The following is a 25,771-nucleotide window of genomic DNA, read 5'->3' as shown; positions in this document are numbered from 1 at the left end:
CCGTTGGCCCGGCGGCTCGCAGCGGGACGAACGTATGCGGACAGGACGGTGGCGTGATGGACGGTTGTCCATCACGCCACCAAAAGGGGTGAACGGGCGTAACTTTCCCGCGCGGATCGCGTTCGCCGTGCTGAGACCGGCGCACGACGGGCGCGCGCCGGTCCGGGAACACCACCCGGCGCGCGCCCTGGCGGTCTGGGCTTCAGCCCTTGGGGTAGGGCCAGGGGTTGGGCCGGCAGCTGATCCCGTCGTACTCGAGGAACTTGGTCTGCTGCTGCATCACCGGGGCGAGGTCGCCGTCCTTGTCACAGGTGACGTGGTTGTGGCCGAGGCGGTGGCCGATCTCGTGGTTGATCAGCATCTGGCGGTAGGCGAACATCTTGTCGCCGTACGTCTCGGCGCCCTGCGCCCACCGGTAGGCGTTGATCAGCACCCGCTCGGTGGCGGCGGAGTCACAGGAGACGTTGTCCTCGGTGGTGTCGAGGCCGGACTTGGCGCACCAGTCGGCCGTCGTCTCCGGGCCGGCCAGGGTGATCACGAAGTCCGCCTTGCCGGACTCGATCCGCTCGAAGGTCATGCCGTCGTGCGCCCAGCTCCGCCGGTCGTTGAGCGTCCGGTGCACGGCCTCGGCGAACAGCGCGCCGTCCAGGTCGAGCCCGCGCTCCACGTCCACCCGGTAGGTGACCTTCCGGCCCTTGCCGGGCGCCCTGTCGATGCCCGTGACGGCGTAGAACTTCCCCGTGCCCCCGCGGGTGGCGGCCAACGGGAACTTCCGGTCCATCTGCTGCTCGTAGGTGAGCGGCCTCGCCGACGGAGCCTTGGGGGTCGCCCGGTCGTCCCCGCGCGAGGCGGAGTCGCGTACGTCACGCGCCTGCTCGCCGGCGGACTGCGCCTGGACGCCGGGGCTGTCGTGCTCGTCGGTGACCTGCCCGGCGACGACGACGGCCAGCACGGTGGTGACGGCGGCGGCCGCTATCCCGGTGAACGCGCGCCCCTTGCCGCCCCGGGTCTGCGCGGGGACGCCCGTCGGCGGCTCGTCGTCCGCAGCGTCGGTGTCGGTGTCCGAGGGGACGCCGGTGGCCGGCGTGCTGTCCCAGTCGGTGACGGTGCCGTAGGGGTCCGCCTGGCCGCGGGTCGCGGGCCTGCGCGGGGTGAAGAGGTCGTCGGCCTCGTCGAACGCCTCCACGTAGTCGCGACGCGGCCCGTCCAGGGGTGCCTGACGCTGCCTCGGCAGGGGCACGCCCTGCCCGGCGGCCGGCGCGCCGTACCCGGCCCCGGCAGCGGTACGTCCGTGCAGGGTCCCCCAGCCGCCCCCGGCCTCCGGCTGCTCGGGGTGCCCGCCCCGGACGCGGGGAGTGCCGTGCGCGGGGGTGCCGTCCGCGTACCGCGGGACACCGTGTGCGGGAGTTCCGTCCGCGTATCTCGGGACACCGTGTGCGGGAGTTCCGTCGCCGTGGCGAGGTACGCCCTGCGCCGGATCGCCGTACCGGGGGACGCCACGCGCCGGGGTGCCGTCGCCGTACCGGGGGACGCCACGCGCCGGGGTGCCGTCGCCGTACCGAGGCGTGCCCTGCGCGGGGGTTCCGTCCCCGTGGCGCGGGATGCCGTGGGCGGGGGTCCCCTCGCCGTACTGCGGCACACCGCGCGGAGGGGTGCCGTCGCCGTACCGAGGCGCGCCCTGCGCCGGCCCGCCGTACCGGGGGACGCCACGCGCCGGCGTCCCGTCCTGCTGCCGGCCGCCCGGCACGGGCGGTACGCCCTGAGGCGCCGGCCCGCCACGCCCCGGCACCCCGTATCCGTGCACCGGAGTGCCGTGCGGCGGGGCGCCCTGCGGCGGAGTGCCGCGCACCGGAGCGCCGTACGGCGGCGTGCCCTGCGTCTGCTGCTGTGGCGGCACCGCGCCCCGGCCGGTGTCCCGGCGGTCGCCGTACCGCGTCCGCGTCTCGGGCGCGTCGCGTGTGCCGCGTGCGGCGGCGCCGGCGGTGTCCGCGGTGTCGCCCTTGGGGGCCGGCCCACGACGGCTGTGGCGTCCCACGTCGCGCCTCAGCCCCTCGTCGTCTCGGTCGTGGCGGTCGGGCCGCCGGTGTCGGCGGACGGACCCGGATCGCCCTGTGCGTCCGGCTGCACAGTACCGCCCTCGTCCGAGGGATCTGTCGCATCCCTCAGGAGTTCACGGAACGCCGACGCCACGGTCTCCGGATACTCCATCATCGCCACGTGCCCCGCGTCCGGGAGTGTCACGAGGCGGGCGCCCCGGAAGGCGCGGGCGGCGCGCTGCGCCATGCGGAAGCCGACGAGCTGGTCCCGGCCGCCGTAGACGAGCAGGGTCGGCGCGAGCACCCGCTCGGCCTGACGCCACAGTCCGTGCTGGCCACCGAGCATGTAGGCGCTGACGAGCCCCCGCGCGGAACGCGCCATCGCGTCCCAGAAGTACGGCAGCCGCTGCCGCCGCTCCATCTCCTGCACGGCGTGCCGGAAGCCCTCCGGCGACACCCGCGAGGGGTCGCCGTAGCAGAGGTGCAGGACGCCGCGGACCCGCTGCTCGGCGCTCCACTCACGGGTGAGGCGGGTGAACAGCGGTGCGACGCCGGGCACCGCGAGCAGTCCGGTGGGCACGGCGCTGCGCTGCACGCGCAGTTCCGGCAGGGCCGGGGAGACGAGCGTGAGGGTGCGGACGAGGTCGGGGCGCACGGCGGCGACCCGGGTGACGACCGCGCCGCCGAGGGAGTTGCCGAAGAGGTGCACCGGTCCGCGTCCTGACGCCTCCAGACAGCGGATCACCGCGCGGGCGTGCGCGGTGATCGAGTAGTCGCCGTCGTCCGGCGGCGGGGAGTCGCCGAACCCGGGGAGGTCCACGGCCTCGCTGTCGAGGGCGTCGTCCAGCAGGGCCATCAGGGGCGACCAGTTGAGTGACGAGCCGCCGAGTCCGTGGACGAAGAAGGCGGGCGGGAGTCCTTCGCGGGCCGGCGGCCGGGATCTGACCGTGAGCGTGGCGCCGGGCACCCGCACCGACCTCAGCCGCTCCCCCTCGGCCACCCTGACCGCCGCCGGCTCGGGCAGCACGCTGGTCGGCGGCACGGACGGCAGCTCGGTCGAAGACATGCGGCAATGTTACGAGGTGATCACGCCCTGGTTCATGTGTTCGGCGTCACAGGATGGCATGGCGTCGAAATCGGGTGTCTCCTAGGCTCGTACAGAGGGCACCCGTACGTGGCCCCTGCGTGCGTCAGGGGCGTGACCTGGAAGGGGGCCCGAGATGGCCGTGGATCCGACCGACCCCGGGACGTTCGAGGAGGACGAGGACGTGCAGGAGGAGGGCGTGGAGTACGACGTCGAGGCGCCGGAAGTCGACGCGGCCGAGCAGAAGACGGACGTACGGCCCGAGGAGGACGACCCGCTGGAGGAGGTCGATCCCGGCCGCGCGAACGAGGCGGACCTGGTGGAACAGGCGCGTGTCGTCTCGCTGGACGAGGACGACTACCGGTGAGAGGCGCTCCGGCCGGGGCGTCAGCCATCCGGAAGGGGACAGATTTTGCCCGCTCTGACAGCTTTTGAAACCGTCCGTCCTGCTTCTTCCGCTGTCCGGTCCGTGAAATTCTGCACGTGCGGCGCGCACATCAGGATTACCGAAAAGTACGATGGCCGCGCGGCTGATCCCGCATGTGGACGACAATGGGAGGCGGCGTGACAGCCATCGAGCAGACGGACGCGGTACGCCCGAGGGGTACACGCCTTCCGCGCCGTGCCCGGCGGAACCAGTTGCTGGGCGCCGCCCAGGAGGTCTTCGTCGCGCAGGGTTACCACGCGGCGGCGATGGACGACATCGCCGAGCGCGCGGGTGTCAGCAAGCCGGTGCTGTACCAGCACTTCCCCGGCAAGCTCGACCTGTACCTGGCGCTGCTGGACCAGCACTGCGAGGCGCTGATCCAGTCGGTGCGGCACGCGCTGGCGTCGACGTCGGACAACAAGCAGCGCGTGCGGGCGACCATGGACGCCTATTTCGCGTACGTCGAGGACGACGGCGGCGCGTTCCGTCTGGTCTTCGAGTCGGACCTGACGAACGAACCCGCCGTGCGCGAGCGCGTCGACAAGGTCACCAACGAGTGCGCGGAGGCCATCTGCGACGTCATCGCCGAGGACACCGGCCTGTCGCGGGCGGAGTCGATGCTGCTGGCGTCCGGGCTCGGCGGGCTCGCCCAGGTGGTGGCGCGGTCCTGGCTGCACAGCGACCGCAGCGTGCCGCGCGACCAGGCGGTGCAGCTGCTGGCCTCGCTGGCCTGGCGGGGCATCGCCGGGTTCCCGCTGCACGGCACCGACCAGCAGCACTGACGGGCGGGGCCGGCGGCCGTTTGTTCCCGTCGGCTGTTCGCTGTTGGCGTTGCCGGGTGCGGCGTGCGGGTCCCCTCACCGGGCTAATGTGTGCAGGTACGGCGCGGAAGGTCGCGCACTTCACCGACCGTCGGAGGGACATAGCCGTGGAGGTCAAGATCGGCGTGCAGCACGCGCCCCGCGAGATCGTTCTGGAGAGCGGTCAGAGCGCCGAGGAGGTCGAGCGCCTGGTGGGCGAGGCACTGGCCGGGAAGTCGCAGCTGCTGAGCCTCGTGGACGAGCACGGCCGCAAGATCCTGGTCCCGGCCGACCGTCTCGCCTACGTCGAGATCGGCGAGCCGGCCCCGCGCAAGGTGGGCTTCGGCGCGCTGTAGGGCTCTCGCCGAGAGCGGTACGCGTACGAGAGGGGCCCGGCGGTTCTCACCGCCGGGCCCCTCTCCGTGTCCGGGGCGGCGTCCGGGGCGTCGGGGCGCGCGGAAAACCCCCGGACGGACTACAGGGGACTCCGCGTGGGGAGGATTGGATTCCGCAGGTCAGGGGTAAACCGGGACAGGACCAAGACATGGACGAGCAGGCCGGCCGTGTGGGAGGGACCCCGACATGCTTCTGGAAGCGCTCAGCTCCGCGATCCTCGGCCTGGCCCTGGCCTGGGGGGCGCACCACCGCCTGTCCCACCGGCTCCCCCGGCGCGCCCTCGTGCTGGCGACCGGTGTGGCCGGGGCGCTGTTCGGCGCCTTCGTCATGAACACCGCGCTGGACGCGGGCAACCTGCTGACGATGCTGGTCGGCGCGGCGATCGTCTCGATCGCCTCCCTGTCCCTGCTGCTGCGCCCGGCGGGCAGACTCCACCACTCGGCAACGGCCTGACCGCCCCGGAGGGCGGTCGTTCCGCATCTTCGAGGTGGCACCGGGCCACTACGACCGCCCGGTCCCGTCCGTGCCGCCTCACGCCGCGGCCCGGCCCGCGTTCCGGAACCCACGGACGGCAGTCCGTCCTTGCCGCACCGCCGCCGGGCGCCGCCCGGAGCCCACGAACGACATCCACGCCGCGCCGCGCCCGCATCGTGCGCCGCCCGCGCTGCCCTCCCCACGGGAGGTCCGGCCGAGGCGGCCTGGAGAAGTGGCGCCGTCAGGCGGCCAGGCCGAGCGCGGCCATCCGCTTCGTGTGCGCCTCCGTGATGCGGGAGAACATGCGGCCCACCTCGGCCAGGTCGAAGCCGTCCGCGACGCCGCCCACGAGCATCGTCGACAGCGCGTCCCGGTCGGCGACCACCCGCTGGGACTGGGACAGCGCCTCACCCATCAGCCGGCGGGCCCACAGCGCGAGCCGTCCGCCGACGCGCGGGTCGGCGTCGATGGCCGCGCGCACCTTCTCCACGGCGAAGCCGCCGTGCCCCGTGTCGTCCAGGACGGCCAGGACCAGCGCGCGGGTGTCGGAGTCCAGGCGCGCCGCGACCTCGCGGTAGAAGTCGCTGGCGATGGAGTCGCCCACGTACGCCTTGACCAGGCCCTCCAGCCAGTCGGACGGCGCCGTCTGCTTGTGGAAGCCGTCGTAGGCGGCCACGAACGGCTCCATGGCCTGCGCCGGCTCCTCGCCGATCTCGGCCAGCCGGTCCCGCAGCCGCTCGAAGTGGTGGAACTCGGCCGAGGCCATCTTCGCCAGCTCCGCCTTGTCCGCCATCGTGGGCGCCAGCTTGGCGTCCTCCGCGAGCCGCTCGAACGCCGCCAGCTCCCCGTACGCGAGCGCGCCGAGCAGGTCCACGACAGCGGCACGGTACTGGGGGTCGGCGGAGGCGGCCGCCCAGTCCATGGCGGCGACGCCGGTCCGTGCGGCAGGGGTCTCGGGGGTTTCCGCGGCGTTGTCAGGGCTGTCAGAGCTCGTCATGCAGCGCACAATAGCCCGCTCGGCCTGCCCCGGAAGGTCCTGCCCGATCAGTGTGACGACGACTACGTGACCAAATCGGCCATGGCGTGTGCGCGAATCCGGGGTATGGTGGTAATGCGCCTGCTGGGCTGTCCGACGTATTCGGACGTGTTCGACGGGCCGCATGTATGAGGATGCCCGGTCGGTGGCCCGATCGGCTCCGACCCGACAGCCCTCTGTTCGTACGGCACATCGCGTACGGAACCGCGGAGGGACACCTCAGCGGTACGAGCGCTCGAGCGTCGGCAGTGGTCCCGTGTCCTACGGCATCGACCGTATGGCAGCCGTCGTCCCCGGCACGGTCCCTACACGACCCCCGCGCTCGCCTCGCACCGCGCACACAGAAGAGGCAGCACCCTGACTACGACGTTCCGAGAGCTCGGGATCCTTCCCGAGACAGCCGAAGCCCTTGAAGCCGTCGGCATCACCACCCCCTTCCCCATCCAGGAGATGACGCTCCCCGTGGCCCTCACGGGCACGGACGTCATCGGCCAGGCCAAGACCGGCACCGGCAAGACGCTCGGCTTCGGCCTTCCGCTCCTCGAGCGGGTCACCGTCCCCGCCGACGTGGAGGCGGGCCGCGCGAAGCCCGAGGACCTCACCGACACGCCGCAGGCGCTGGTCGTCGTCCCCACCCGCGAGCTGTGCACGCAGGTCACCAACGACCTGCTGACCGCCGGCAAGGTGCGCAACGTGCGCGTCACCGCCATCTACGGCGGCCGGGCCTACGAGCCCCAGGTCGAGGCGCTGAAGAAGGGCGTCGACGTGATCGTCGGCACCCCGGGCCGGCTGCTCGACCTCGCCGGGCAGAAGAAGCTCAACCTGTCCCACGTCAAGGCCCTCGTCCTGGACGAGGCCGACGAGATGCTCGACCTGGGCTTCCTGCCCGACGTCGAGAAGATCATCAACCTGCTTCCGGTGAAGCGGCAGACCATGCTGTTCTCGGCCACCATGCCGGGCGCGGTCATCGGTCTGGCCCGCCGCTACATGTCGCAGCCCACGCACATCCGCGCCACCGCGCCGGACGACGAGGGCGCCACGGTCGCGAACACCAAGCAGTTCGTCTACCGCGCGCACAACATGGACAAGCCCGAGATGGTCGCGCGGATACTGCAGGCCGACGGCCGTGGCCTGGTCATGGTCTTCTGCCGCACCAAGCGCACCGCGGCCGACCTGGCCGACCAGCTCAAGCAGCGCGGCTTCGCCTCCGGCGCGGTCCACGGCGACCTCGGCCAGGGCGCCCGTGAGCAGGCGCTGCGCGCCTTCCGCAACGGCAAGGTGGACGTGCTCGTCTGCACCGACGTGGCCGCGCGCGGCATCGACGTCGAGGGCGTCACGCACGTCATCAACTACCAGACGCCCGAGGACGAGAAGACGTACCTGCACCGCATCGGCCGCACCGGCCGCGCAGGCGCGAAGGGTACGGCGATCACGCTGGTCGACTGGGACGACATCCCGCGCTGGCAGCTGATCAACAAGGCGCTCGACCTGAACCTCGGCGACCCGGCCGAGACCTACTCCACCTCCCCGCACCTGTACACGGACCTCGGCATCCCCGAGGGCACCAAGGGCGTCCTGCCCCGCTCGGAGCGGACCCGGGCCGGTCTGGACGCGGAGGAGATCGAGGACCTGGGCGAGGTCGGCGGGCGCGGACCGCGCGGACGCGGCGGCCGGGACGGCCGTGACGGACGCCGTGGTTCCCGTCCCGAGGAGCGGGAGGCCTCGACGCGTACGCCGCGCCGGCGTCGCCGTACCCGTTCCGGCACGCCGCTCGACGAGGCGGGCTCCCGGTCCGCCGAGCCGGCCGCGGTGGACGCCGGGGAGGCGGAGGCCGGCGAGGCCGCGCGCACCCCGCGCCGTCGCCGCCGCACCCGCGGCGGGGTCACCGCCGCGGGCGTGAGCACGGTGGAGCAGGACGCCGCGGAGGCCGCGGTCGACACGGCCAAGGGCCCGTCGATCGAGGCCAGCGGGAACGACGAGGCTTCCGCGACCGCCGAGGCTTCCGCGACCGCCGAGAAGCCGCGCCGCCGCCGCACCCGCCGGTCGGCCGAGCAGGCCCCGGCCGTGACCGAGCAGCCGTCGGTTCCGGCGCCCGCCGCCGAGCCCGTCGTGGCCGAGCCTGTCGTCGCCGAGTCCGTCGTGGCGGAGTCCGCTCCGGCGGAGGACGCCGCGCCGCGCCGTCGCCGCACCCGCAAGGCCGCCCCGGCCGCCGAGTCGGCGGTCGACACCGCCGAGGGCACGACCGAGGCCGTCGAGAGCACGACCGAGGCCGCGCCGAAGCGCACGCGCAAGGCCGCCGCGAAGGCGGAGACCGCCGTCGACACCGCCGAAGGCGCCGTCGGGACGGCCGCCGAGGCCAAGCCCCGCCGCACCCGCAAGAAGGCGGTCGCGGTCGAGGCGGACGCGGCCACCGAGGCCGTCGTCGCCGAGGAGAAGCCGAAGCGCACGCGCAAGGCCGCCGCCAAGAAGGCGGAAGCGGCCGTTGACACGGCCGAGGGCGCCGAGGCCAAGCCGCGCCGCCGGACCCGCAAGGCCGCCGAGGCCGTGGAGATCCCGGCGCAGTCCGCGCCGGAGTCCGCCCCGGAGGCCGAGGAGAAGCCGAAGCGCGTGCGGAAGACCGCCGCCAAGAAGGCCGAGGCCGCCGTGGACACGGCCGAGGGCGCCGAGGCCAAGCCGCGTCGCACCCGGAAGACCGTGCCGGCGCAGACCGCCCCGGAAGGGGAGGCCGCCGCCGCGCCGCGCCGCCGGACCCGTAAGGCCGCCGCGTCCGCGCCGGAGGCCACGGAGACGGCGGAGCCGAAGGTGCGCCGCACCCGTAAGGCCACGGCCCCCGCGGAGTCCGTGGAGAGCTGACACCGCATGGACGCCGACGGCCCGGTCCCCGCTCGTGGGGCCGGGCCGTCGGCATGTCCGCACCCGCTACCCTCACCCGGGTGATCACCACCTCCTCCCCCGCTCACCTCCCCGAACTCCGCCCTCGCCGACTCCCCACCGCCCGGGGCGAGTTCGCCGTCCTGGACGTGTCACCGGCCGCCGGCGTCCCGGTGCGGGGAACCGTGCTGCTGCTGCCCGGCTACACCGGCAGCAAGGAGGACTTCACGCTGGTCCTCGAACCGCTCGCCGCGCGCGGCTACCGTGCCGTCGCGGTGGACGGCCGCGGCCAGCACGGGTCGGACGGTCCCGCCGACGACGAATCCGCCTACGCGCAGGACGAGTTGGCGAAGGACGTGCTGGCGCAGGCGCGCGCGTGCGACGCGCCCGTGCATCTCGTCGGGCATTCGATGGGCGGCCAGATCGCCCGCGCGGCCGTGCTGCTGGACCACTCCCCGTTCCGCTCGCTGACACTGCTCTCCTCGGGCGCCGCGCGCGTGTCCGCCTCGCAGGAGCAGCGGATCACGCTGCTGCGGGACGCGCTGGCGGTGATGTCGATGCGGGAGTGCTGGGAGGCGATCCTGGCGATGGGCCCGCCGGAGGAAGTGGGCGGCCCCGCACGGGGGATCGGGGGTCCGGAGCAGCTCCGTGCGCGCTGGCTGAGTACCAGGCCCGCCCAACTTCTCGCCACTGGGCGGCAGTTGTGCGTGGAAGCGGACCGGGTCGCGGAACTGGCCGCCGTCCCGCTGCCGTTCCACGTGCTGTCCGGGTCGCACGACGACACCTGGCCGGTCCCCGGCCTGGACGCGATGGCCCGCCGTCTGTCGGCCCGTCGCACGGTGATCGACGGCGCCGGTCACAGCCCCGCCGCGGATTGCCCCGCCCCCACGGCCCGGGCCCTCGCCGACTTCTTCGACACCGTGCCGGCGTGACGGACCTGCTCGTCCAGGGGCGGTCCTGCGCCGCCTAGTACTGCGCCTGAAGGTGGTCCCAGAAGCCGTCGCGCAGGGCGCGGCGCAGGTCGGCCTGGCCGCGCAGGGAGTACTGGAGGAGGCCCTCGGCCTCGACCAGCAGGTCCTGGTCGACGGAGCCGGGCAGGTAGGGGTGGCCGGGAAGCAGCTCCATCATGGTGTCGCGTCCGCGCGAGACCAGCCACTTCGCGGCGATCTGCGCGCCGACGAAGCGGACGTCCTCGCGGCTGGGCCGGCCGCCCGCCGGTTCGTACGCGGACGCGGTGCGCCGGGAGACGTAGGGCTTGAAGAAGTCCAGGTCGAGGGTGCGCTGGCTGTCGACCTCCCAGAGCAGCGGCTCGGCCTGGTTGCGGCCCTCGGGCGCCTCGATGCCCCACAGGTGGACCCGGGCGCCGTAGCCCTGGGCGGCCTCGACGGCGGAGACCAGGTCCTCGTCGCCGCCGAGCAGCGCCGCGTCGCTGATGGCACGGTGCCGGGCCAGTGACTCCAGGTCGGAGCGGATCAGGGAGTCGACCCCCTTCTGCTGGTTGTTGGCGTTGAGGTTGCCGAGGCGGACCTTGACGTCGGGCAGCTCGGCGATGGTCTGCTGCTCGGCGGTGTGGATGCGGCGCCGGGCGCCGTCGTACCAGTAGACGCGCAGCAGCCTGCTGTCGGCGAAAATGGTGCGGGCGCGGTCGATGAGGGCGTCGATCAGTCCCTCGGCGTCGAGGTCGAAGGCACGGCGGTCCTCCGTGCCCGCGACAAGCCGCCCGGCGGCCGCGTAGAGGTAGCCGGCGTCCACGAAGATCGCGTGCGTCGAGGGCGTCTTGGCCACCTCGGCGAGCATGCGCTGGAGCAGCTCGTTCGTGCGGTCGATACGGGTGTGCAGAGCCCCGAGGTCGTCGTTCATCACCTCTCATTGTTCCGCCGGTCACGCTACGAACACAACCGGTCCCGGTCGGTCCCGTTCGAAAACCTTACCCGTCAGTATTTAGTCGTTCGAAAAATTTCCTTAGCGTAGGGAATGTTTGCATCACACAGCTCGTTGGACACAGTGCTGCCCACGGACCCGTCCGGTCCGTGAGCCTCAACCCAGTAGTTCTCCTCCAGGAGGATGACCAGACGAAGGGAGAAGCCCTTGCGCTTCGAAATCATGCGACTCGACGACGTCGACGGCACGCCCGTGGACTCGACCGTCGTGGACGCCGCCTCCGTCAACCGCATCGTTCAGCAGGCCGCCGCCATAGGGCAGCGTCTGTGGATCCGCCCGGCCGACACTCCGGCCTCGTAACTCCCGCATCGCGGGCCGGCGGCCGTACGTGCCGCTTCCCGGTGCACTGCACGCATGCTTGAGGAGCCCCCGTACCACTCGGGTACGGGGGCTCCGGTGTGCCCGGGAGCGCCGGGTCAGGCGCCCTTGATCACCTGCGTGACGCCGTTGATGATCTGCTGCACGGCGATCGCGGAGAGCATCATGCCCGCGAGCCGTGTCACCAGGACCACGCCGCCGTCCTTGATGACCCGGATGGTCAGCAGCGAGTAGCGCATCACCAGCCACAGCACGACATGGATGGCGAGGATCGCCGTCCACACGGAGACCTGTCCCGCCACGCTGTCGGCCTTCTCCACGGCGAGGATGACCGACACGATCGCGCCCGGCCCGGCCAGCAGCGGCATGCCCAGCGGGACCAGCGCGACGTTGACGTCCTTGGTCTGCTTGGGCTCGTCGGTCTTGCCGGTGAGCAGGTCCAGCGCGATCAGCAGGAGCAGCAGACCGCCCGCGATCATCAGCGCCGGTATGGAGACGTGCAGGTAGTCCAGGATCTGGTGGCCGAGCAGACCGAAGACGACGATCACGCCGCCCGCCACGCAGACGGCCTGGAAGGCCATGCGCCGCTGCGCCTTGGCCGGGCGGCCCGCGGTCAGCGCGAGGAAGATCGGGGTGATCCCAGGGGGATCCATGATGACAAAAAGGGTGAGGAAGAGAGAGCCGAAGACGGCGACGTCGAACATGACTGCCTTGCGCGAGAACGAAAGTGAGAAGAGAAAGGGTGAAGAGGGGGGGCGGGGCTCAGGACGTGACGGTCCCCGCTGCGGTCAGGCCGCTCCGCCGGTGCCCGGCACCGGGAACGCCCCGGTCGCACGCCGCGTGATCTCGCCGTACACCTCGGGGTCCGTGGAGAACTCGCCGAGGACGCAGGTCTTCCGGCTGCCGTGGTAGTCGCTCGATCCGGTCACCAGCAGGCCCAGCTCGCCCGCCAGGCCGCGCAGTCGCGCCCGGGTGTCGGGGTCGTGGTCCATGTGGTCGACCTCGATGCCGTCGAGACCGGCCTCGGCCAGCTCCGCGATCGCGGACTCCGGCACGGTCCTGCCCCGCTTGACCGCGGCCGGGTGCGCGAAGACGGCGACGCCGCCCGCGTTCTTCACCAGCCGCACCGCCTCGAAGGGGTCGGTCTCGTGCTTGGGCACGTACGCCCGGCCGCCGTCGGCCAGCCATTCGGGCGTGAAGGCGTCGTTCACGCTGTCCACCACGCCGAGTTCGACCAGCGCGCTGGCCACGTGCGGGCGGCCCACCGAGCCGTCGCCGGCGATCCGCGCGACCTGGTCCCAGGTGACGGGCACGCCCAGCTCGTTCAGCTTGGCGATCATGCCCTGGGCGCGCGGCACCCGGTCGTCCCGGACCAGCTCGCGCTCGGCGAGCAGGGCGGGCTCCTCGGGGTCGAAGAGGTAGGCCAGCAGATGCATGCTGACGCCGTCGAGACGGCAGGAGAGCTCGGCGCCGGTGACCAGGGTGAGACCCTGCGGCAACGCCGCGAGCGCGTCGGCGTGGCCGCGCGTGGTGTCGTGATCCGTGAGGGCGACGACGTCGAGTCCGGCCGCGGCGGCCTTGCGGACCAGCTCGGCCGGGGTGTCCGTGCCGTCGGACGCGGTGGAGTGGGTGTGCAGGTCGATACGCACGACGCGGTACTCCAAGCGGGACGGACGGATGAGGACGCTCCAGGATAACCGGATTTTCGGCCGCCACTGTCACAGCCGAACCCGGCCGGCGCCCCCTACATCACCGTCCGGGCCGGCTGCGTACGGCTACGTCTCCAGCAGGCGCGGCGACAGGGCGCCGCACGGGACCAGCTCCACCTCGGCGCCGGCGTCCCGCAGGTCGGCGAGCACCAGCTCGTCGTACATCAGCAGTCCCGACTGCTCGGGCCACACCACCGCCCACAGCCACAGGCCGAGCGCCTCGCCCGCGAACACGGCGCGGTCGTCGGGCGTGCGGGCGACATGCCAGAGCGGGGTGGGGCGGCCGGCGGCCAGCACCTTGACCTGGGGCGGCTTCTCGACGTTCATGTAGGGCCCGGGGTCGGGGCCGTCGATGCCCGCGTAGCGCGCGCCGAGTCCGACTCCGAGCTCCTCGGCGACCAGGATGAGCTCGCCCATCCCGCCGAGCGGCCCGGGGCCGGTGCACGCGACGGCCGTCGCCCGGCCCCCGCTGCGGTCGTCGCCCGCGGACGCGACGCCGGTGAAGAGCCAGCCCACCGGCAGCGGCCACGGCATCCACACCGGCACCTTGGTGCGGTGCACGACGACTTCGAGGGCCTCGACGCTCGGCGGTATCACGGGCTGGAGCGGGTGCACGGTGCCGTGCACATCGCACTGCCAGGCATCCGAGAAGAGGCCGGGAGCCCTGACCCGGCCACCGCACTTCGGGCAACTGGGTTCGCCCCTCATAGGGCCCCACGGTCCTAGGTCCGCAGCGCCACGTCAAGGACGATCACCCGACCGGGCGGAACGCGCAGCTCACGGACCGAAATAGATGTAGCTTGCATTAATTAGCTTGGCTAATCTATTGTGTGCACCTCGCATCTTTCTCCGTGGCCGTCCGGCGCCTCCCGCCCGGCGGCCCGCACTCCCTCCACGTCCCGGGATTGGAGCACCCATGGACCCCATCGACACGGGATCGGGCAGCATCCTCAAGCAGCCGAAAGCCGTGTGGGCGACCGCCGGCGCGTCCGTCGTCGCCTTCATGGGCATCGGGCTCGTCGACCCGATCCTGCCGTCCATCGCCCAGGGCCTCGACGCGACCGCCGGGCAGGTCTCCCTGCTCTTCACCTCGTACTTCCTGATCACGGCGCTGGCCATGCTGGTGACCGGCTACGTCTCCAGCCGCATCGGCGGGCGCCGGACGCTGCTGCTCGGGCTCGCGCTCGTCGTGGTCTTCGCCGGGCTCTCGGGCACCTCGGGGTCGGTCGGCGAACTGGTCGGCTTCCGCGCCGGCTGGGGACTGGGCAACGCGCTGTTCGTCTCCACCGCCCTCGCCGTCATCGTCGGCGCCGCGGCCGGCGGCAGCGCGGCCGCCATCCTGCTGTACGAGTCCGCCCTGGGCCTCGGCATGGCCTGCGGCCCGCTGCTGGGCGCGCTGCTCGGCGACGCGAGCTGGCGCTACCCCTTCTTCGGCACGGCCGCCCTGATGGCGGTCGGCTTCCTGTGCATCACCGCGTTCCTGAAGGAACAGCCCCGGCCGGCCCGCAAGACCTCCCTGTTGGACCCGCTCAAGGCGCTCGGGCACGGCGGACTGGCCTCCACGGCGATCTCGGCGTTCTTCTACAACTACACGTTCTTCACCGTGCTGGCCTTCACGCCGTTCGTGCTGGACATGTCGCCCTACCGCTCCGGCGCGGTGTTCTTCGCCTGGGGCGTGCTGCTCGCCGTCTTCTCGGTGATCGTGGCCCCGCGCCTGCAGAGGCGGCTCGGGTCGCTGACGGTGCTGGGCGGCTCGCTGGTGCTGCTGGCGGCCGACGTGCTGGTGCTCGGCCACGGCGGCCACACCACGGCGGTCGTGTGCACCGTGCTGTCCGGCGCGCTGATCGGCGTGAACAACACGGTCTACACGGAGCTGGCGCTCGGGGTGTCGGACGCGCCGCGTCCGGTGGCCAGCGCCGGGTACAACTTCGTGCGCTGGTTCGCGGCCGCCGCCGCCCCGTACTTCGCGCCGAAGATCGCGGAGTGGAGCGACGCCCGCATGCCGTTCACGGTCGCCGCGGTGACGGCCGTGCTGGGCGCGCTGGTGGTACTGGTGCGGCGCCGGGCGCTCACCGCCGAGGCGGAGGAGCTCCGGCCGCGGCACGCCACCGAGGACGGCGTGGGCGTCTTCGCCAACTGAGCTTCCCGGTCGGGGCGTTGGTGAGGTTCCTCACTCCGGCGACCACTCCGGCGTTCAGTCCAGCGGCACGGACTTCCGGGACGGGTCCCTGAGGTCCGTGCCGTGGTTCAGCCACCGCTCCTGGAGCGCCTGGGCGCCGTGCACGCGCTTCCAGGCGGCCTCGTTCGGCGTCATCGGCAGCAGCGGCAGGAAGCGGACGGCCTCCAGCGGCGCGTCGAGTTCGAGGTCCTCCACCAGGCCGCCCGGCTCGGCCACCAGCACCGAGGTGAACGGGGCGCCGGGCCACAGCGGCTCCCCCACGTCGAGCGAGGCGCCGGGGGCCACGACCAGCCCCTCCACCTGGGGGGACGCGGCGAGCACGGCGAGCGGGCGGAGCGCCTTGTCGGTGTCGGCGACGCCGCCGCGGACGGACAGCACCAGCTCGGCGCGGGGTCCCGCGACCGGGTCCGCGATCACGGCCGTGGGGTCCGTCATGGGCTGCGCGGACATGCCGAGCGTCGCGTAGCGGACGACGTCCCCCTCGTGGAACCGCAGCACCTCGATGCGGTCCGTGCCCAGAAAGGTGACCGCCGCGCGCGCGTCCGGTTCGCCCAGCGCGGTACGCAGCCGGGCCTCGACCAGAGGAAGAACATCAGCCATGCCGCGAGCATAGAACTCGTCAGTACCGGGCAAAGCAGAGCCTTGACACAGCAGTCGGCTGATACGCTTGGCCGGTGGTTCGGGCAGCACGCGTCAAGCGTTCCGACACTGCCTGAACGCCTTGTGACACTCCCCGCTCAGAGGGGAATCCCCCAGGGGATCGCGATCGTCCCTCACGAGGGACCGGCCGGAGGAGGTGGGGCTGGCATGGACCGAAGTCGACCGTGCAGTATCACCCGCTCTTCCGCCCGCTGAGGTAGCTGTTCTTCTTTTCGGCTCCCGTCTTTCGCTTCGCGCGTCTTCATCGGAAGAGCACTCGTTTCGTTCCGACTGATCTGCCCCAGTAGCTGTATCAGCGACGAAGCTCGCCACCGCGACGGTGCGGTGCTCCCCGCTTTGTGGACGTGCCAAACATGCGCAGTCCAGGACGTCCTCATTCCGGGTTGTTCCACCCGCCGCCCCGGCGCCTTTCGTTGCCCGTCCGCGAAGGAGCCCGCCATGTCGATGATCCGCGACCTGCGCGCCGTGGTCCGTCCCTCCCGTGTCTCGCTGCGCAAGGCGAGCGGCCCGTACGAGTCCACGCGTGAGCGCGCGGCGGCCACCGCCGTCGTCGACTGCGCCGTCTACCGGGACGGCCGACGCCTGGACACCGAGGGCGGCCCGCTCACCCCCCAGGAGGCCATGCGCCGCGTGCGCCGCGACGGCGGCTTCGTCTGGATCGGCCTGCACGAGCCCACGGAGGCCGAATTCGCGGGGATCGCCGCCGAGTTCGGGCTGCACCCGCTGGCCGTGGAGGACGCCGTCCAGGCCCACCAGCGGCCCAAGCTGGAGCGCTACGACGACTCCCTGTTCACGGTCTTCAAGACCGTCCACTACCTCGAGCACGACCGCGTCTCCTCCAGCAGCGAGATCGTGGAGACCGGCGAGGTGATGTGCTTCACCGGGCGGGACTTCTTCATCACCGTCCGGCACGGCGGCAAGGGCTCCCTGCGCGCCCTGCGCCACCGCCTCCAGGACGACCCCGAGCTGCTGGCCAAGGGCCCCTCGGCCGTGCTGCACGCGATCGCCGACCACGTGGTGGACGGCTACATCGCGGTCGCGGACGCCATGCAGGACGACATCGACGAGGTCGAGACCAAGGTCTTCTCCCCCGGCCGCAAAGGCGCCCCGCGCGGCACGGACGCCGGTGAGATCTACCAGCTCAAGCGCGAGGTGCTGGAGTTCAAGCGGGCCGTGGCGCCGCTGCTGCGGCCGATGCAGCTGCTCAGCGAGCGGCCGATGCGGCTGATCGACCCGGAGATCCAGAAGTACTTCCGGGACGTCGCCGACCACGTGGCCCGGGTGCAGGAGCAGGTCGTCGGCTTCGACGAGCTGCTGAACTCCATCCTCCAGGCCAACCTCGCGCAGGCGTCCGTCGCGCAGAACGAGGACATGCGCAAGATCACCTCGTGGGCCGCGATCATCGCCGTCCCGACCATGGTCTGCGGGGTGTACGGCATGAACTTCGACTACATGCCGGAGACCCACTGGAAGTTCGGCTACCCGGTGGTCCTCGGCGTCACGGTCGCCCTCTGTCTCGGCATCCACCGCACGCTGAAGCGCAACGGCTGGCTCTGAGACACGACACCGGCCTGGATAGGCTGGGCGCATGACTGGCGAGCTGCTCGACCGGGCCCTCATCGAGGAGGCCTCGAAGAAGTCCGGCCTCATCTGGGTCGAGGGACCCGGCGTCCCGGCCCGTCCGCTGTGGCACGTGTGGCACGAGGGCGCCGCCTGCGTGATCGGCGACGGCCCCGGCGAACAGCCCCTGACGGGACTCGCCGACGGGGCGCGCGCCGAGGTGACGGTGCGCAGCAAGGACAAGGGCGGCCGGCTGGTCACCTGGACCGCGGCGGTCCGTGAACTGGCCTCCGGCTCCGAGGAGTGGACGGCGGCCGTCGCCGACCTGAAGGGCAAACGGCTCAACGCGCCCGACGGCGAGGCGATGCCGGAGCGCTGGGCCCGCGAGTGCCGGGTGCTGCGCCTGGAGCCGACCGGCGCGACGGGTGCGCTGCCCGACGGCGACCTCTCCGCCGCCCCGCTGCCCACCCCGGCGACGACCCGCACGCCGATGCCGGCCGGACTGCCGCGCCTGCTGGCGAAGCGCAAGCGGCGCGGCTGACCGGACCGTCCGGCGACGTCAGGACGTCGGGAGCTCCTTGCCGTAGTCGAGGGTGTCGTCCTTGGCCGGCTTCTCCAGCGGGAAGTCGGCGCCCCAGGCGGAGAAGGTGAGGGTGCCCGCCTCCCCGGCGCGCACCAGCCGCAGCGGGTACGGCGTGCCCTCGAGGGAGACGTCCAGGGTGCCGCCGGCCCCGTCGTCGCCGGTGACCCGGACGGTGCGGACGCCGTCCTGCTCGTGGTGGCCGTCCGTGCTCAGCTTGCCGTGCAGTGTCAGCAACCCGCTGAGCAGCACGTTCTTGTCGGTGAAACCGATGAACTTGGTGTACGAGGGGTCGCCCTTGGGCACCTTGACGTACTTCGAGGCGAGCTTGTCCGCCGCCTTGGAGTCGCCCTCCCCGTCGCCGCCCTTCCCCCAGAAGGCCGCGTCGGCCCTCAGGAAGAGCTCCTGGCCGACCCGCAGCAGCCGGAAGGTCTGCCCCTCGGTGCTGACCGAGCCGATGCCGCCCTGCTCCTTCAGCCGCATGTCGAGGGTGTAGGTGCGGCCGCTGGTCTGCACCGAGCCGTGCAGCCGCACGGTGGCCACGGACGCGGCGGCCTTCTGCGCCTTCGTCTGGATCTGGTCGGCGGGGAGTCTGCCGACGCCGTTCGTTCCCTCGTCCGGATCCTCGGAGCATCCCGTGAGCGCCGTTCCCGCCACGAGCAGTGCGCACACGGCGCCGGCCAGCGTGGCCCTGCGGGAACGGCCCTGGGAGATCGGAATCACAGGTGGGCTGCCTCTCTGACGGGGGACCTGAACGGCGTACCGCAGAGTACCGGGGCCTGTGGGGCCGGACGGAGTCAGTCCGTCCGGACCGGCCACCAGCGCGGCACCGATCGGGACGGGCTAGCCTGAAGCCCGTCCGAGCGGGCAATCCGGAACACAGACGCACCAGGCAGTACACGGCAGGAAGACTTCCGCACGCACGCAAAGGAGCCGCCGGAAAATGGCATCGGGCGCACCCCGGTTCTTCGTCTCGCACATCTCCGGTGTCGCCGTCTTCGACCCGGCGGGCGACCAGGTGGGCCGCGTGCGCGATCTCGTCGTCATCCTGCGCCCCGGCCGGCGTCCGCCCCGGCTGCTCGGCCTGGTGGTGGAACTGTCCACCCGGCGCCGCATCTTCCTGCCCATGACCCGGGTGACCGCCGTGCAGTCCGGCCAGGTCATCACCACCGGGGTGCTGAACGTGCGCCGCTTCGAGCAGCGGCCCACCGAGCGGCTGGTCTTCGGCGAACTGCTCGACCGGCGGGTCACGCTGGTGGACAGCGGCGAGGCGGTCACCGTCCTGGACCTGTCGGTGCATCAGCTCCAGGCGCGACGGGAGTGGGAGATCGACCGGGTCTTCGTGCGCAAGGGGAAGAAGGGCGGCACGTTCCGGCGCGGCAAGGGCGAGACGCTGACCGTGGAGTGGTCCGCCGTCACCGGCTTCACGCTGGAGGAGGCCGGGCAGGGCGCGGAGAACCTGCTCGCCACCTTCGAGCAGCTCCGCCCCGCCGACCTGGCCAACGTGCTGCACCACCTGTCCCCCAAGCGGCGCGCCGAGGTGGCCGCCGCCCTGGACGACGACCGGCTCGCGGACGTGCTGGAGGAGCTGCCGGAGGACGACCAGATCGAGATCCTGGGCGTGCTGGCGGAGGAGCGGGCCGCCGACGTGCTGGAGGCGATGGACCCCGACGACGCGGCCGACCTGCTGGGCGAGCTGCCGGAGGCGGACAAGGAACGGCTGCTGAGCCTCATGCGGCCCGCGGACGCGGCCGACATGCGCCGCCTGATGTCGTACGAGGAGCACACGGCGGGCGGGCTGATGACCACGGAGCCGATCATCCTGCGGCCGGACGCGACCGTCGCGGACGCCCTCGCCCGGATCCGCGAGCCCGACCTGTCGCCGGCGCACGCGGCGCAGGTGTACGTGTGCCGGCCGCCCGAGGAGACCCCGACGGGCAAGTACCTGGGCACCGTGCACTTCCAGCGGCTGCTGCGCGATCCCCCGTACACGCTGGTCGGCTCGATGCTGGACGACGACCTGCGGCCGCTGGACCCGGACGCGGCGCTGCCCGTGGTCGCCGGGTTCTTCGCCACGTACGACATGGTGGCCGCGCCGGTGGTCGACGAGGCCGGGTCGCTGCTGGGCGCGGTGACCGTGGACGACGTGCTCGACCACATGCTGCCGGACGACTGGCGGGAGACCGAGTTCCATCTGGAGGAGGGGGAGGTGCCCGATGGCGGGTGAGCGCGACGCGGTGCGCGAACGGCTGCCGGTGGGGGCCACGGCCGCGGGACGGCCGCGTGCGCCGCGGCTGGACCAGCCGCGCCCTCCCCGGCGGCGGATCCTGCCCGAGTGGGACCCGGACGCCTTCGGACGGCTCTCGGAGCGCATCGCGCGGTTCCTGGGCACCGGGCGGTTCATCGTCTGGATGACGATCGTCATCATCCTGTGGGTGCTGTGGAACGTCTCCGCGCCCGAGGCGCTGCGGTTCGACGAGTACCCGTTCATCTTCCTGACCCTGGCGCTGTCGCTCCAGGCCTCCTACGCGGCCCCGCTGATCCTGCTCGCGCAGAACCGGCAGGACGACCGCGACCGGGTCAACCTGGAGCAGGACCGCAAGCAGAACGAGCGGTCGATCGCCGACACCGAATATCTGACCCGTGAGGTCGCGGCCTTGCGGATCGGGCTCGGCGAGGTGGCCACCCGGGACTGGATCCGCTCGGAGCTCCAGGACCTCGTCAAGGAGCTGGAGCTCCGGCAGAACGGTCACAAGGAGCAGCACGGCCCGTATGCCGCGATGCGGGCGGAACGGCCGCCGGGACGTGACGCAGACGACCGCTGACGTCCTTACCGGCGGGTGTACCCGGAGCCGTACCATCGTCCTTATGGCTACGGAAGACGCGGTGCGCGAAGCACTGGCGACGGTGAACGACCCCGAGATCAACCGGCCCATCACCGAGCTCGGGATGGTCAAATCGGTGGAGATCGGTGCGGACGGTGCGGTCGCGGTCACCGTGTACCTGACGGTCTCCGGCTGCCCCATGCGGGACACGATCACGCAGCGCGTGACGGACGCGGTCTCCCGCGTCGAGGGCGTGACCCGGGTCGACGTGACGCTGGACGTGATGAGCGACGAGCAGCGCAAGGAGCTGGCGAGCGCCCTGCGCGGCGGCCAGACCGAGCGCGAGGTGCCCTTCGCCAAGCCGGGCAGCCTCACCCGGGTGTACGCGGTGGCGTCCGGCAAGGGCGGTGTCGGCAAGTCCTCGGTGACGGTGAACCTGGCGGCGGCGATGGCGGCCGACGGTCTGAAGGTCGGTGTCGTGGACGCCGACATCTACGGCCACTCGGTGCCGCGCATGCTGGGCGCCGACGGGCGTCCCACCCAGGTCGAGAACATGATCATGCCGCCGTCGGCGCACGGCGTGAAGGTGATCTCCATCGGCATGTTCACCCCGGGCAACGCGCCCGTGGTGTGGCGCGGCCCGATGCTGCACCGCGCGCTCCAGCAGTTCCTGGCGGACGTGTACTGGGGCGACCTGGACGTGCTGCTGCTCGACCTGCCGCCCGGCACCGGCGACATCGCGATCTCGGTCGCGCAGCTCGTGCCGAACGCGGAGATCCTGGTCGTCACGACCCCGCAGCAGGCCGCGGCCGAGGTGGCCGAGCGGGCGGGCTCCATCGCCGTGCAGACCCACCAGAAGATCGTCGGCGTCGTCGAGAACATGTCGGGGCTGCCCTGCCCGCACTGCGGCGAGATGGTCGACGTGTTCGGCACGGGCGGCGGCCAGACGGTCGCGGACGGCCTGACCCGCACGACCGGCGCGACCGTGCCGGTGCTCGGCGCCATCCCGATCGACGTGCGGCTGCGCGAGGGCGGCGACGAGGGCAAGCCCGTGGTGCTGTCCGACCCGGACTCCCCGGCGGGCTCGGCGCTGCGCTCCATCGCGGGCAAGCTGGGCGGCCGGCAGCGCGGCCTGTCGGGCATGTCGCTGGGGATCACCCCGCGCAACAAGTTCTGAGGGCCCGTACACGCCGAGGCCCGTACGCCTGGGCCCGTGTGTACGCCGAAGGGCGCCGTCCGCGTGGACGGCGCCCTTCGGCGTTCTCGGCGGGCTCGCTCAGCCCTCGTACGCGGCGATGTCCTTCACCACGGCGAAGCCCAGCCCGTACGCGCTCATCCCCCGGCCGTACGCGCCGACGTGGACGCCGGCCTGGGTGGAGCCGGCGAGCACCCAGCCGTACTCGGACTCCCGGTAGTGGAACGGCGTCGGCACGCCGTCCACGGGCAGGGACAGCGTCGACCAGTCCTCGCCCTCCAGGTCGTCCGCGAGCACCCAGGCGGTCTCCGTCTGCTGCTCCAGCCAGTCGTCGCGCAGGGAGTGGTCCATCTGGCCGGGCCAGGTGAAGGACAGCAGCCCCACCCCGGCGAGCCAGGCGGCGGAGGAGACCGAGGTGGCCTCCAGCAGACCCGTGCCGTCGGCGCTGCGGCGGACCGGGTTGGCCGCCACGGTCACCACGACCGCGAACTTCTCCTTGGCGTCCTGGTCGCCCCCGGCCGCGAACTCGTTGCGGACGGACGGCTCGTCGCCGTGTCCGACCGATCCGTGCTCCACGGCCCCGTCGGCCGAGAGGCCGACCTGCATCAGCCAGCGCGGCCCCGTGAAGGCCTCGTCGAGGCCGTACCACGGGAAGGGCGCACGCAGGTAGCCGTCGACCGCACGCCGGGCGGAGGGGACCGGTTGTCCGTCCTCCGCGGCCGGCGCCTGCGCGACTGCCGAACTCGTCGTCTCCATGTGCCCGGACGCCTCCTCGCTCTCGTCGGACCGGGCGGCCCGCCCCCCTTTCGGGCGTACTCGTCCGTTCCGCACAACAACTCGGCAGCATAACCACCCTGCCGCCACAGGCAGGGAAACCGCCCGGCGCTTAGGGCGTTCGGGCGCCCGGTTCAGGCCGTCCGCAGCTCGGGTGGAGTATGAAACGCGTCACGTACGCGCCGGCGCACGCCCCGGGGAGGAGGTCAGGTGGCGTCCATGTCGAAGGGCGGGCGGTCGTCGGCGGCCGGCTTCTCGGGCTTCTTCGTCATGTCCACCCGGCCGCCGGAGGCGGCGGGCGAGGGCGACGGGTCCGTGTCGCGCCCGTGGACGGAGTCCGCGACCTCGGCCATCTCCTTCTTCAGGTCGAAGCCGTTGCGGATCTCCTTCAGCCCCAGGTCGTCGTTGTCCAGCTGCTTGCGGATGAACGTCTTGGGGTTGAGGTCCTCGAACTCGAAGTCCTTGAACTCCGGGCCCAGTTCCTGCCGGATGTCCTGCTTGGCGCTCTCCGAGAAGTCCCTGATCTTCCGGATCGTGCGGGTCACGTCCTGGATGACCTTGGGGAGCTTCTCCGGACCGAAGATGAGCACGGCGAGGACGATGAGCGTCACCAGCTCGAGCGGTCCTATGTCATTGAACACCTGAAGCTCCTCGCGATGCCTTCGGTCCTCGGCCCTCGGTGCCGGTCGTTCGCCCTCCGTGGTCCGGGCCGGGTCCACGGTACCCGGACCTCCCGTACGTCCGGTACCGTCCCGGCGTCCCGGCGGCGTCGGACGGGCGGCGTGCGGGCGGCGTGCGGGCGGACGGGCGGCGTCTCAGTCCCCGTCGGACGATCCGAGCACCAGGGACACGGTGCGTTCCTTCCCGTCCCGCTCCAGGGTCAGCTCCAGCTTGTCGCCGGGGCGGTGGGCGCGGGTCTTGACGATCAGTTCCTCGCCGGAGTGCACGGGGCGGCCGTCGACCTTCGTGATGACGTCGCCGGAGCGGATGCCCGCCTTGGCGCCGGGGCCGCCGGTGCTGACCGCGGGTCCGCCGTCGCCGCCCTCGGCCGCGACGCGGGCGCCGTCGCCGCTGTACTGCATGTCGAGGGTGATGCCGATCACCGGGTGCGTGGCCTTCCCGGACTCGATCAGCTCCTCGGCGACCCGCTTGCCCTGGTTGATCGGGATGGCGAAGCCGAGCCCTATGGAGCCGGACTGGCCGCCCTCCGGGTCCAGGCCGCCGTCGGCCGAGCGGATGGCCGAGTTGATGCCGATCACCCGGCCCCTGCCGTCGAGCAGCGGCCCGCCGGAGTTGCCGGGGTTGATCGGCGCGTCGGTCTGGAGGGCGTCGACGTACGACACGTCGCTGCCGTCGCCCTTCTCGCCGCCGGCGGTGATGGGCCGCTCGCGGGCGCTGATGATGCCGGAGGTGACGGTGCCGGCCAGGTCGAAGGGGGCGCCGATGGCGACGACGGGGTCGCCGACCTGCACGTTGTCCGAGTTGCCGAGCGGCAGGGGGGAGAGCCCGCGGACGCCCCTGACCCGTACGACGGCGAGGTCGTAGCCGCTGTCCCGGCCGACGACGGTCGCCTCGGCGGTGTCGCCGCTGTGGAAGGTGACGGTGATCTCGCCGTCCTCCCCGGCGGGCTCCACGACGTGGTCGTTGGTGAGGATGTGGCCCCGGTCGTCCAGCACGAAGCCGGTGCCGGTGCCGGCGCTGCCGCCGCCGCTGACGTGCAGGGTGACGACGCTGGGCAGCGCCTGCGCGGCGATCCCGGCGACGCTGCCGGGGTCCCGGTCGGGCGCCTCCACGCCGGCCTGGGGCAGTTCCACGGCGCCGATGCCGCCGTTCCGCTCCAGCTGCACGCCGACGACGCCGCCGGCGACACCGGAGACGAGGGCGATGACGAGGGCGCCGACGAGCAGCGAGCGCCTGCGTCGGCCGCGCCGCCGCCTCACGTCCTCCTCGACCGGGTCCGCCTGCTGAAGCGGAGCACTCGCCGGGGCCGCCCAGGGGTCGTAGCGCGCCCAGGGATCGGCCACGGGGGCGTCCGGGGCAACGGGAGCGGCGGGAGCGGCGGGAGCCGCCTCAGGGGCGCCCACGGCCACACCGTGCGCCGGGGTGGCCCCCGGATGCTGCACAGGCGGCGCAGGCGCCCACGGCCCGGGCTCCCCGTAGGGCGGGGTGCTGTAGGGGTCGGGGTCGTGGAGGGGGGTGGGGTGGGGCTGCGACTGCGGCTGCGCGGGGGCGTCCGCCCTCGGGGCGGGCGGGGTGCCGGTGGGGCTGGGCGCGGCCCCAGGCGCGGGTGGGGTGCCGGTCGGGCCGGAGGCGGACGCTTCAGCTCCCGGCGCGGGTACGGCGCCGGCGGGACCGGAGGCAGACGCCTCGGCTCCCGGCGCGGACAGGGCGCCGGCGGGACCGGAGGCAGACGCCTCGGCTCCCGGCGCGGACAGGGCGCCGGTGGGACCGGAGGCGGAAGCCTCGCCTGCCGGCGCGGGCACGCTGCCGGTCGGGCCGGGCGCGGCCCCAGGCGCGGGCGGGGCGCCGGTCGGGCCGGAGGCGGACGCCTCAGCTCCCGGCGCGGACAGGGTGCCGGTGGGGCCGGAGGCGGAAGCCTCGCCTGCCGGCGCGGGCACGCTGCCGGTCGGGCCGGGCGCGGCCCCAGGCGCGGGCGGGGCGCCGGTCGGGCCGGAGGCGGACGCCTCAGCTCCCGGCGCGGACAGGGTGCCGGTGGGGCCGGAGGCGGGAGCCTCGCCTGCCGACGGGGGCACGCTGCCGGTCGGGCCGGGCGCGGCCCCAGGCGCGGGCGGGGCGCCGGTCGGGCCGGAGGCGGACGCCTCAGCTCCCGGCGCGGGCGGGGCGCCGGTCGGGCCGGAGGCGGGAGCCTCGCCTGCCGGCGCGGGCACGCTGCCGGTCGGGCCAGG

At 72.9% G+C, this 25,771-nt stretch carries 25 protein-coding genes; 13 read left to right on the top strand and 12 right to left on the bottom strand.

Annotated elements, in window-relative coordinates; translation table 11 throughout:
* Positions 1 to 202 precede the first annotated feature (202 nt).
* The gene (locus ACFOSY_RS03600; protein WP_394305234.1) at positions 203 to 2,035 is read right to left on the bottom strand and encodes a DUF3152 domain-containing protein; all 1,833 of its coding nucleotides are present in this window, start codon (positions 2,033 to 2,035) and stop codon (positions 203 to 205) included.
* Positions 2,036 to 2,043: 8 nt separating this feature from the next.
* Entirely contained in the window at positions 2,044 to 3,102 is a 1,059-nt protein-coding gene (locus tag ACFOSY_RS03595) for an alpha/beta fold hydrolase (RefSeq protein WP_394305233.1), read from the bottom strand.
* 154 nt (positions 3,103 to 3,256) lie between these two features.
* Here ACFOSY_RS03595 and ACFOSY_RS03590 point away from each other — a divergent pair, with 154 nt between their 5' ends.
* The 4 genes from ACFOSY_RS03590 (at position 3,257) to ACFOSY_RS03575 (ending at position 5,196) form a co-directional block, all read left to right on the top strand.
* Entirely contained in the window at positions 3,257 to 3,487 is a 231-nt protein-coding gene (locus ACFOSY_RS03590) for a hypothetical protein (protein ID WP_394305232.1), read from the top strand.
* A gap of 197 nt (positions 3,488 to 3,684) precedes the next feature.
* The gene (locus tag ACFOSY_RS03585) at positions 3,685 to 4,329 is read left to right on the top strand and encodes a TetR/AcrR family transcriptional regulator (RefSeq protein WP_006134947.1); all 645 of its coding nucleotides are present in this window, start codon (positions 3,685 to 3,687) and stop codon (positions 4,327 to 4,329) included.
* Positions 4,330 to 4,475: 146 nt separating this feature from the next.
* Positions 4,476 to 4,703: a DUF3107 domain-containing protein gene (locus ACFOSY_RS03580; protein WP_006134946.1), complete on the top strand. Its 228-nt coding sequence runs from the start codon at positions 4,476 to 4,478 to the stop codon at positions 4,701 to 4,703.
* A 226-nt stretch (positions 4,704 to 4,929) separates the two neighbouring features.
* On the top strand, positions 4,930 to 5,196 hold the full coding sequence (locus ACFOSY_RS03575; RefSeq protein ID WP_394305231.1) for a hypothetical protein: 267 nt from the start codon (positions 4,930 to 4,932) through the stop codon (positions 5,194 to 5,196).
* 262 nt (positions 5,197 to 5,458) lie between these two features.
* On the opposite strand, the gene ACFOSY_RS03570 is transcribed toward ACFOSY_RS03575, so the two are convergent.
* A complete protein-coding gene (locus ACFOSY_RS03570) occupies positions 5,459 to 6,214 on the bottom strand; it encodes a ferritin-like fold-containing protein (RefSeq protein ID WP_394305230.1) in 756 nt (251 codons plus the stop codon).
* A gap of 489 nt (positions 6,215 to 6,703) precedes the next feature.
* Between ACFOSY_RS03570 and ACFOSY_RS03565 the strand changes: the two genes are divergently transcribed.
* Both ACFOSY_RS03565 and ACFOSY_RS03560 read left to right on the top strand, forming a co-directional pair.
* A complete protein-coding gene (locus ACFOSY_RS03565; protein ID WP_394305229.1) occupies positions 6,704 to 9,106 on the top strand; it encodes a DEAD/DEAH box helicase in 2,403 nt (800 codons plus the stop codon).
* Between the two features lie 53 nt (positions 9,107 to 9,159).
* Positions 9,160 to 10,056, top strand: coding sequence for an alpha/beta fold hydrolase (locus ACFOSY_RS03560; protein WP_394305228.1), 897 nt, complete (start codon positions 9,160 to 9,162; stop codon positions 10,054 to 10,056).
* Positions 10,057 to 10,090: 34 nt separating this feature from the next.
* Here the strand turns inward: ACFOSY_RS03560 and ACFOSY_RS03555 are convergent, their stop codons facing one another.
* A complete protein-coding gene (locus tag ACFOSY_RS03555; protein WP_369158285.1) occupies positions 10,091 to 10,984 on the bottom strand; it encodes an NYN domain-containing protein in 894 nt (297 codons plus the stop codon).
* A 228-nt stretch (positions 10,985 to 11,212) separates the two neighbouring features.
* Here ACFOSY_RS03555 and ACFOSY_RS03550 point away from each other — a divergent pair, with 228 nt between their 5' ends.
* Positions 11,213 to 11,365: a hypothetical protein gene (locus ACFOSY_RS03550; protein ID WP_106982064.1), complete on the top strand. Its 153-nt coding sequence runs from the start codon at positions 11,213 to 11,215 to the stop codon at positions 11,363 to 11,365.
* Between the two features lie 116 nt (positions 11,366 to 11,481).
* Here ACFOSY_RS03550 and ACFOSY_RS03545 read toward each other — a convergent pair whose 3' ends face one another.
* The 3 genes from ACFOSY_RS03545 to ACFOSY_RS03535 all read right to left on the bottom strand — a co-directional run bounded on the left by ACFOSY_RS03545 (position 11,482) and on the right by ACFOSY_RS03535 (position 13,800).
* Positions 11,482 to 12,087, bottom strand: coding sequence for a MarC family protein (locus ACFOSY_RS03545; protein ID WP_394305227.1), 606 nt, complete (start codon positions 12,085 to 12,087; stop codon positions 11,482 to 11,484).
* An 84-nt stretch (positions 12,088 to 12,171) separates the two neighbouring features.
* Positions 12,172 to 13,032, bottom strand: a complete 861-nt coding sequence (locus tag ACFOSY_RS03540; protein WP_394305226.1) for a PHP domain-containing protein — start codon at positions 13,030 to 13,032, stop codon at positions 12,172 to 12,174.
* A 126-nt stretch (positions 13,033 to 13,158) separates the two neighbouring features.
* Complete coding sequence (locus tag ACFOSY_RS03535; protein ID WP_394305225.1) at positions 13,159 to 13,800, bottom strand: DUF6758 family protein; 642 nt, start codon at positions 13,798 to 13,800, stop codon at positions 13,159 to 13,161.
* Between the two features lie 208 nt (positions 13,801 to 14,008).
* Between ACFOSY_RS03535 and ACFOSY_RS03530 the strand changes: the two genes are divergently transcribed.
* The gene (locus ACFOSY_RS03530) at positions 14,009 to 15,232 is read left to right on the top strand and encodes an MFS transporter (RefSeq protein WP_394305224.1); all 1,224 of its coding nucleotides are present in this window, start codon (positions 14,009 to 14,011) and stop codon (positions 15,230 to 15,232) included.
* 54 nt (positions 15,233 to 15,286) lie between these two features.
* On the opposite strand, the gene ACFOSY_RS03525 is transcribed toward ACFOSY_RS03530, so the two are convergent.
* A complete protein-coding gene (locus tag ACFOSY_RS03525) occupies positions 15,287 to 15,871 on the bottom strand; it encodes a suppressor of fused domain protein (RefSeq protein ID WP_394305223.1) in 585 nt (194 codons plus the stop codon).
* 498 nt (positions 15,872 to 16,369) lie between these two features.
* Between ACFOSY_RS03525 and ACFOSY_RS03520 the strand changes: the two genes are divergently transcribed.
* Positions 16,370 to 17,488 carry a magnesium and cobalt transport protein CorA gene (locus tag ACFOSY_RS03520; RefSeq protein WP_394305222.1) on the top strand — a complete coding sequence of 373 codons (1,119 nt, stop codon included), beginning with the start codon at positions 16,370 to 16,372 and terminating at the stop codon, positions 17,486 to 17,488.
* A 31-nt stretch (positions 17,489 to 17,519) separates the two neighbouring features.
* On the top strand, positions 17,520 to 18,032 hold the full coding sequence (locus ACFOSY_RS03515; protein ID WP_394305221.1) for a hypothetical protein: 513 nt from the start codon (positions 17,520 to 17,522) through the stop codon (positions 18,030 to 18,032).
* A gap of 18 nt (positions 18,033 to 18,050) precedes the next feature.
* Here the strand turns inward: ACFOSY_RS03515 and ACFOSY_RS03510 are convergent, their stop codons facing one another.
* Positions 18,051 to 18,794: a hypothetical protein gene (locus ACFOSY_RS03510; protein WP_394305220.1), complete on the bottom strand. Its 744-nt coding sequence runs from the start codon at positions 18,792 to 18,794 to the stop codon at positions 18,051 to 18,053.
* 220 nt (positions 18,795 to 19,014) lie between these two features.
* Here ACFOSY_RS03510 and ACFOSY_RS03505 point away from each other — a divergent pair, with 220 nt between their 5' ends.
* From ACFOSY_RS03505 to ACFOSY_RS03495, 3 genes are read left to right on the top strand one after another with little or no spacing between them, the layout of a single operon-like run.
* Positions 19,015 to 20,298 carry a magnesium transporter MgtE N-terminal domain-containing protein gene (locus ACFOSY_RS03505; RefSeq protein WP_394305219.1) on the top strand — a complete coding sequence of 428 codons (1,284 nt, stop codon included), beginning with the start codon at positions 19,015 to 19,017 and terminating at the stop codon, positions 20,296 to 20,298.
* Entirely contained in the window at positions 20,288 to 20,896 is a 609-nt protein-coding gene (locus ACFOSY_RS03500; protein ID WP_394305218.1) for a DUF1003 domain-containing protein, read from the top strand. The genes ACFOSY_RS03505 and ACFOSY_RS03500 overlap by 11 nt, the downstream gene beginning before the upstream one ends.
* A gap of 43 nt (positions 20,897 to 20,939) precedes the next feature.
* Positions 20,940 to 22,073: an Mrp/NBP35 family ATP-binding protein gene (locus ACFOSY_RS03495; RefSeq protein WP_006134540.1), complete on the top strand. Its 1,134-nt coding sequence runs from the start codon at positions 20,940 to 20,942 to the stop codon at positions 22,071 to 22,073.
* A 99-nt stretch (positions 22,074 to 22,172) separates the two neighbouring features.
* Here ACFOSY_RS03495 and ACFOSY_RS03490 read toward each other — a convergent pair whose 3' ends face one another.
* From ACFOSY_RS03490 to ACFOSY_RS03480, 3 genes are all read right to left on the bottom strand, one after another.
* Complete coding sequence (locus ACFOSY_RS03490; RefSeq protein WP_006134539.1) at positions 22,173 to 22,847, bottom strand: hypothetical protein; 675 nt, start codon at positions 22,845 to 22,847, stop codon at positions 22,173 to 22,175.
* A 224-nt stretch (positions 22,848 to 23,071) separates the two neighbouring features.
* Positions 23,072 to 23,506, bottom strand: coding sequence for a sec-independent translocase (locus tag ACFOSY_RS03485; protein WP_394305217.1), 435 nt, complete (start codon positions 23,504 to 23,506; stop codon positions 23,072 to 23,074).
* A 174-nt stretch (positions 23,507 to 23,680) separates the two neighbouring features.
* Entirely contained in the window at positions 23,681 to 25,348 is a 1,668-nt protein-coding gene (locus tag ACFOSY_RS03480; protein ID WP_394305439.1) for a trypsin-like peptidase domain-containing protein, read from the bottom strand.
* Between the last annotated feature and the right edge of the window lie 423 nt (positions 25,349 to 25,771).

The sequence above is a fragment of the Streptomyces lusitanus genome (assembly GCF_042647945.1).
Lineage (GTDB): Bacteria > Actinomycetota > Actinomycetes > Streptomycetales > Streptomycetaceae > Streptomyces > Streptomyces pseudogriseolus.
Note: the sequence above shows the minus strand (reverse complement) of the source record. Positions and strands in the feature narration are given on the sequence as shown.

Bases quoted from the DNA above. Each gene is read 5' to 3' on its own strand.
- ACFOSY_RS03490 (WP_006134539.1), bottom strand. From the start codon at position 22,847: ATGGAGACGACGAGTTCGGCAGTCGCGCAGGCGCCGGCCGCGGAGGAC.
- ACFOSY_RS03565 (WP_394305229.1), top strand. From the start codon at position 6,704: ATGACGCTCCCCGTGGCCCTCACGGGCACGGACGTCATCGGCCAGGCC.
- ACFOSY_RS03500 (WP_394305218.1), top strand. From the start codon at position 20,288: ATGGCGGGTGAGCGCGACGCGGTGCGCGAACGGCTGCCGGTGGGGGCC.
- ACFOSY_RS03515 (WP_394305221.1), top strand. From the start codon at position 17,520: ATGACTGGCGAGCTGCTCGACCGGGCCCTCATCGAGGAGGCCTCGAAG.
- ACFOSY_RS03545 (WP_394305227.1), bottom strand. From the start codon at position 12,087: ATGTTCGACGTCGCCGTCTTCGGCTCTCTCTTCCTCACCCTTTTTGTC.
- ACFOSY_RS03525 (WP_394305223.1), bottom strand. From the start codon at position 15,871: ATGGCTGATGTTCTTCCTCTGGTCGAGGCCCGGCTGCGTACCGCGCTG.
- ACFOSY_RS03590 (WP_394305232.1), top strand. From the start codon at position 3,257: ATGGCCGTGGATCCGACCGACCCCGGGACGTTCGAGGAGGACGAGGAC.
- ACFOSY_RS03570 (WP_394305230.1), bottom strand. From the start codon at position 6,214: ATGACGAGCTCTGACAGCCCTGACAACGCCGCGGAAACCCCCGAGACC.
- ACFOSY_RS03495 (WP_006134540.1), top strand. From the start codon at position 20,940: ATGGCTACGGAAGACGCGGTGCGCGAAGCACTGGCGACGGTGAACGAC.
- ACFOSY_RS03555 (WP_369158285.1), bottom strand. From the start codon at position 10,984: ATGAACGACGACCTCGGGGCTCTGCACACCCGTATCGACCGCACGAAC.
- ACFOSY_RS03530 (WP_394305224.1), top strand. From the start codon at position 14,009: ATGGACCCCATCGACACGGGATCGGGCAGCATCCTCAAGCAGCCGAAA.
- ACFOSY_RS03560 (WP_394305228.1), top strand. From the start codon at position 9,160: ATGTCCGCACCCGCTACCCTCACCCGGGTGATCACCACCTCCTCCCCC.
- ACFOSY_RS03575 (WP_394305231.1), top strand. From the start codon at position 4,930: ATGCTTCTGGAAGCGCTCAGCTCCGCGATCCTCGGCCTGGCCCTGGCC.
- ACFOSY_RS03595 (WP_394305233.1), bottom strand. From the start codon at position 3,102: ATGTCTTCGACCGAGCTGCCGTCCGTGCCGCCGACCAGCGTGCTGCCC.
- ACFOSY_RS03520 (WP_394305222.1), top strand. From the start codon at position 16,370: ATGTCGATGATCCGCGACCTGCGCGCCGTGGTCCGTCCCTCCCGTGTC.
- ACFOSY_RS03535 (WP_394305225.1), bottom strand. From the start codon at position 13,800: ATGAGGGGCGAACCCAGTTGCCCGAAGTGCGGTGGCCGGGTCAGGGCT.
- ACFOSY_RS03505 (WP_394305219.1), top strand. From the start codon at position 19,015: ATGGCATCGGGCGCACCCCGGTTCTTCGTCTCGCACATCTCCGGTGTC.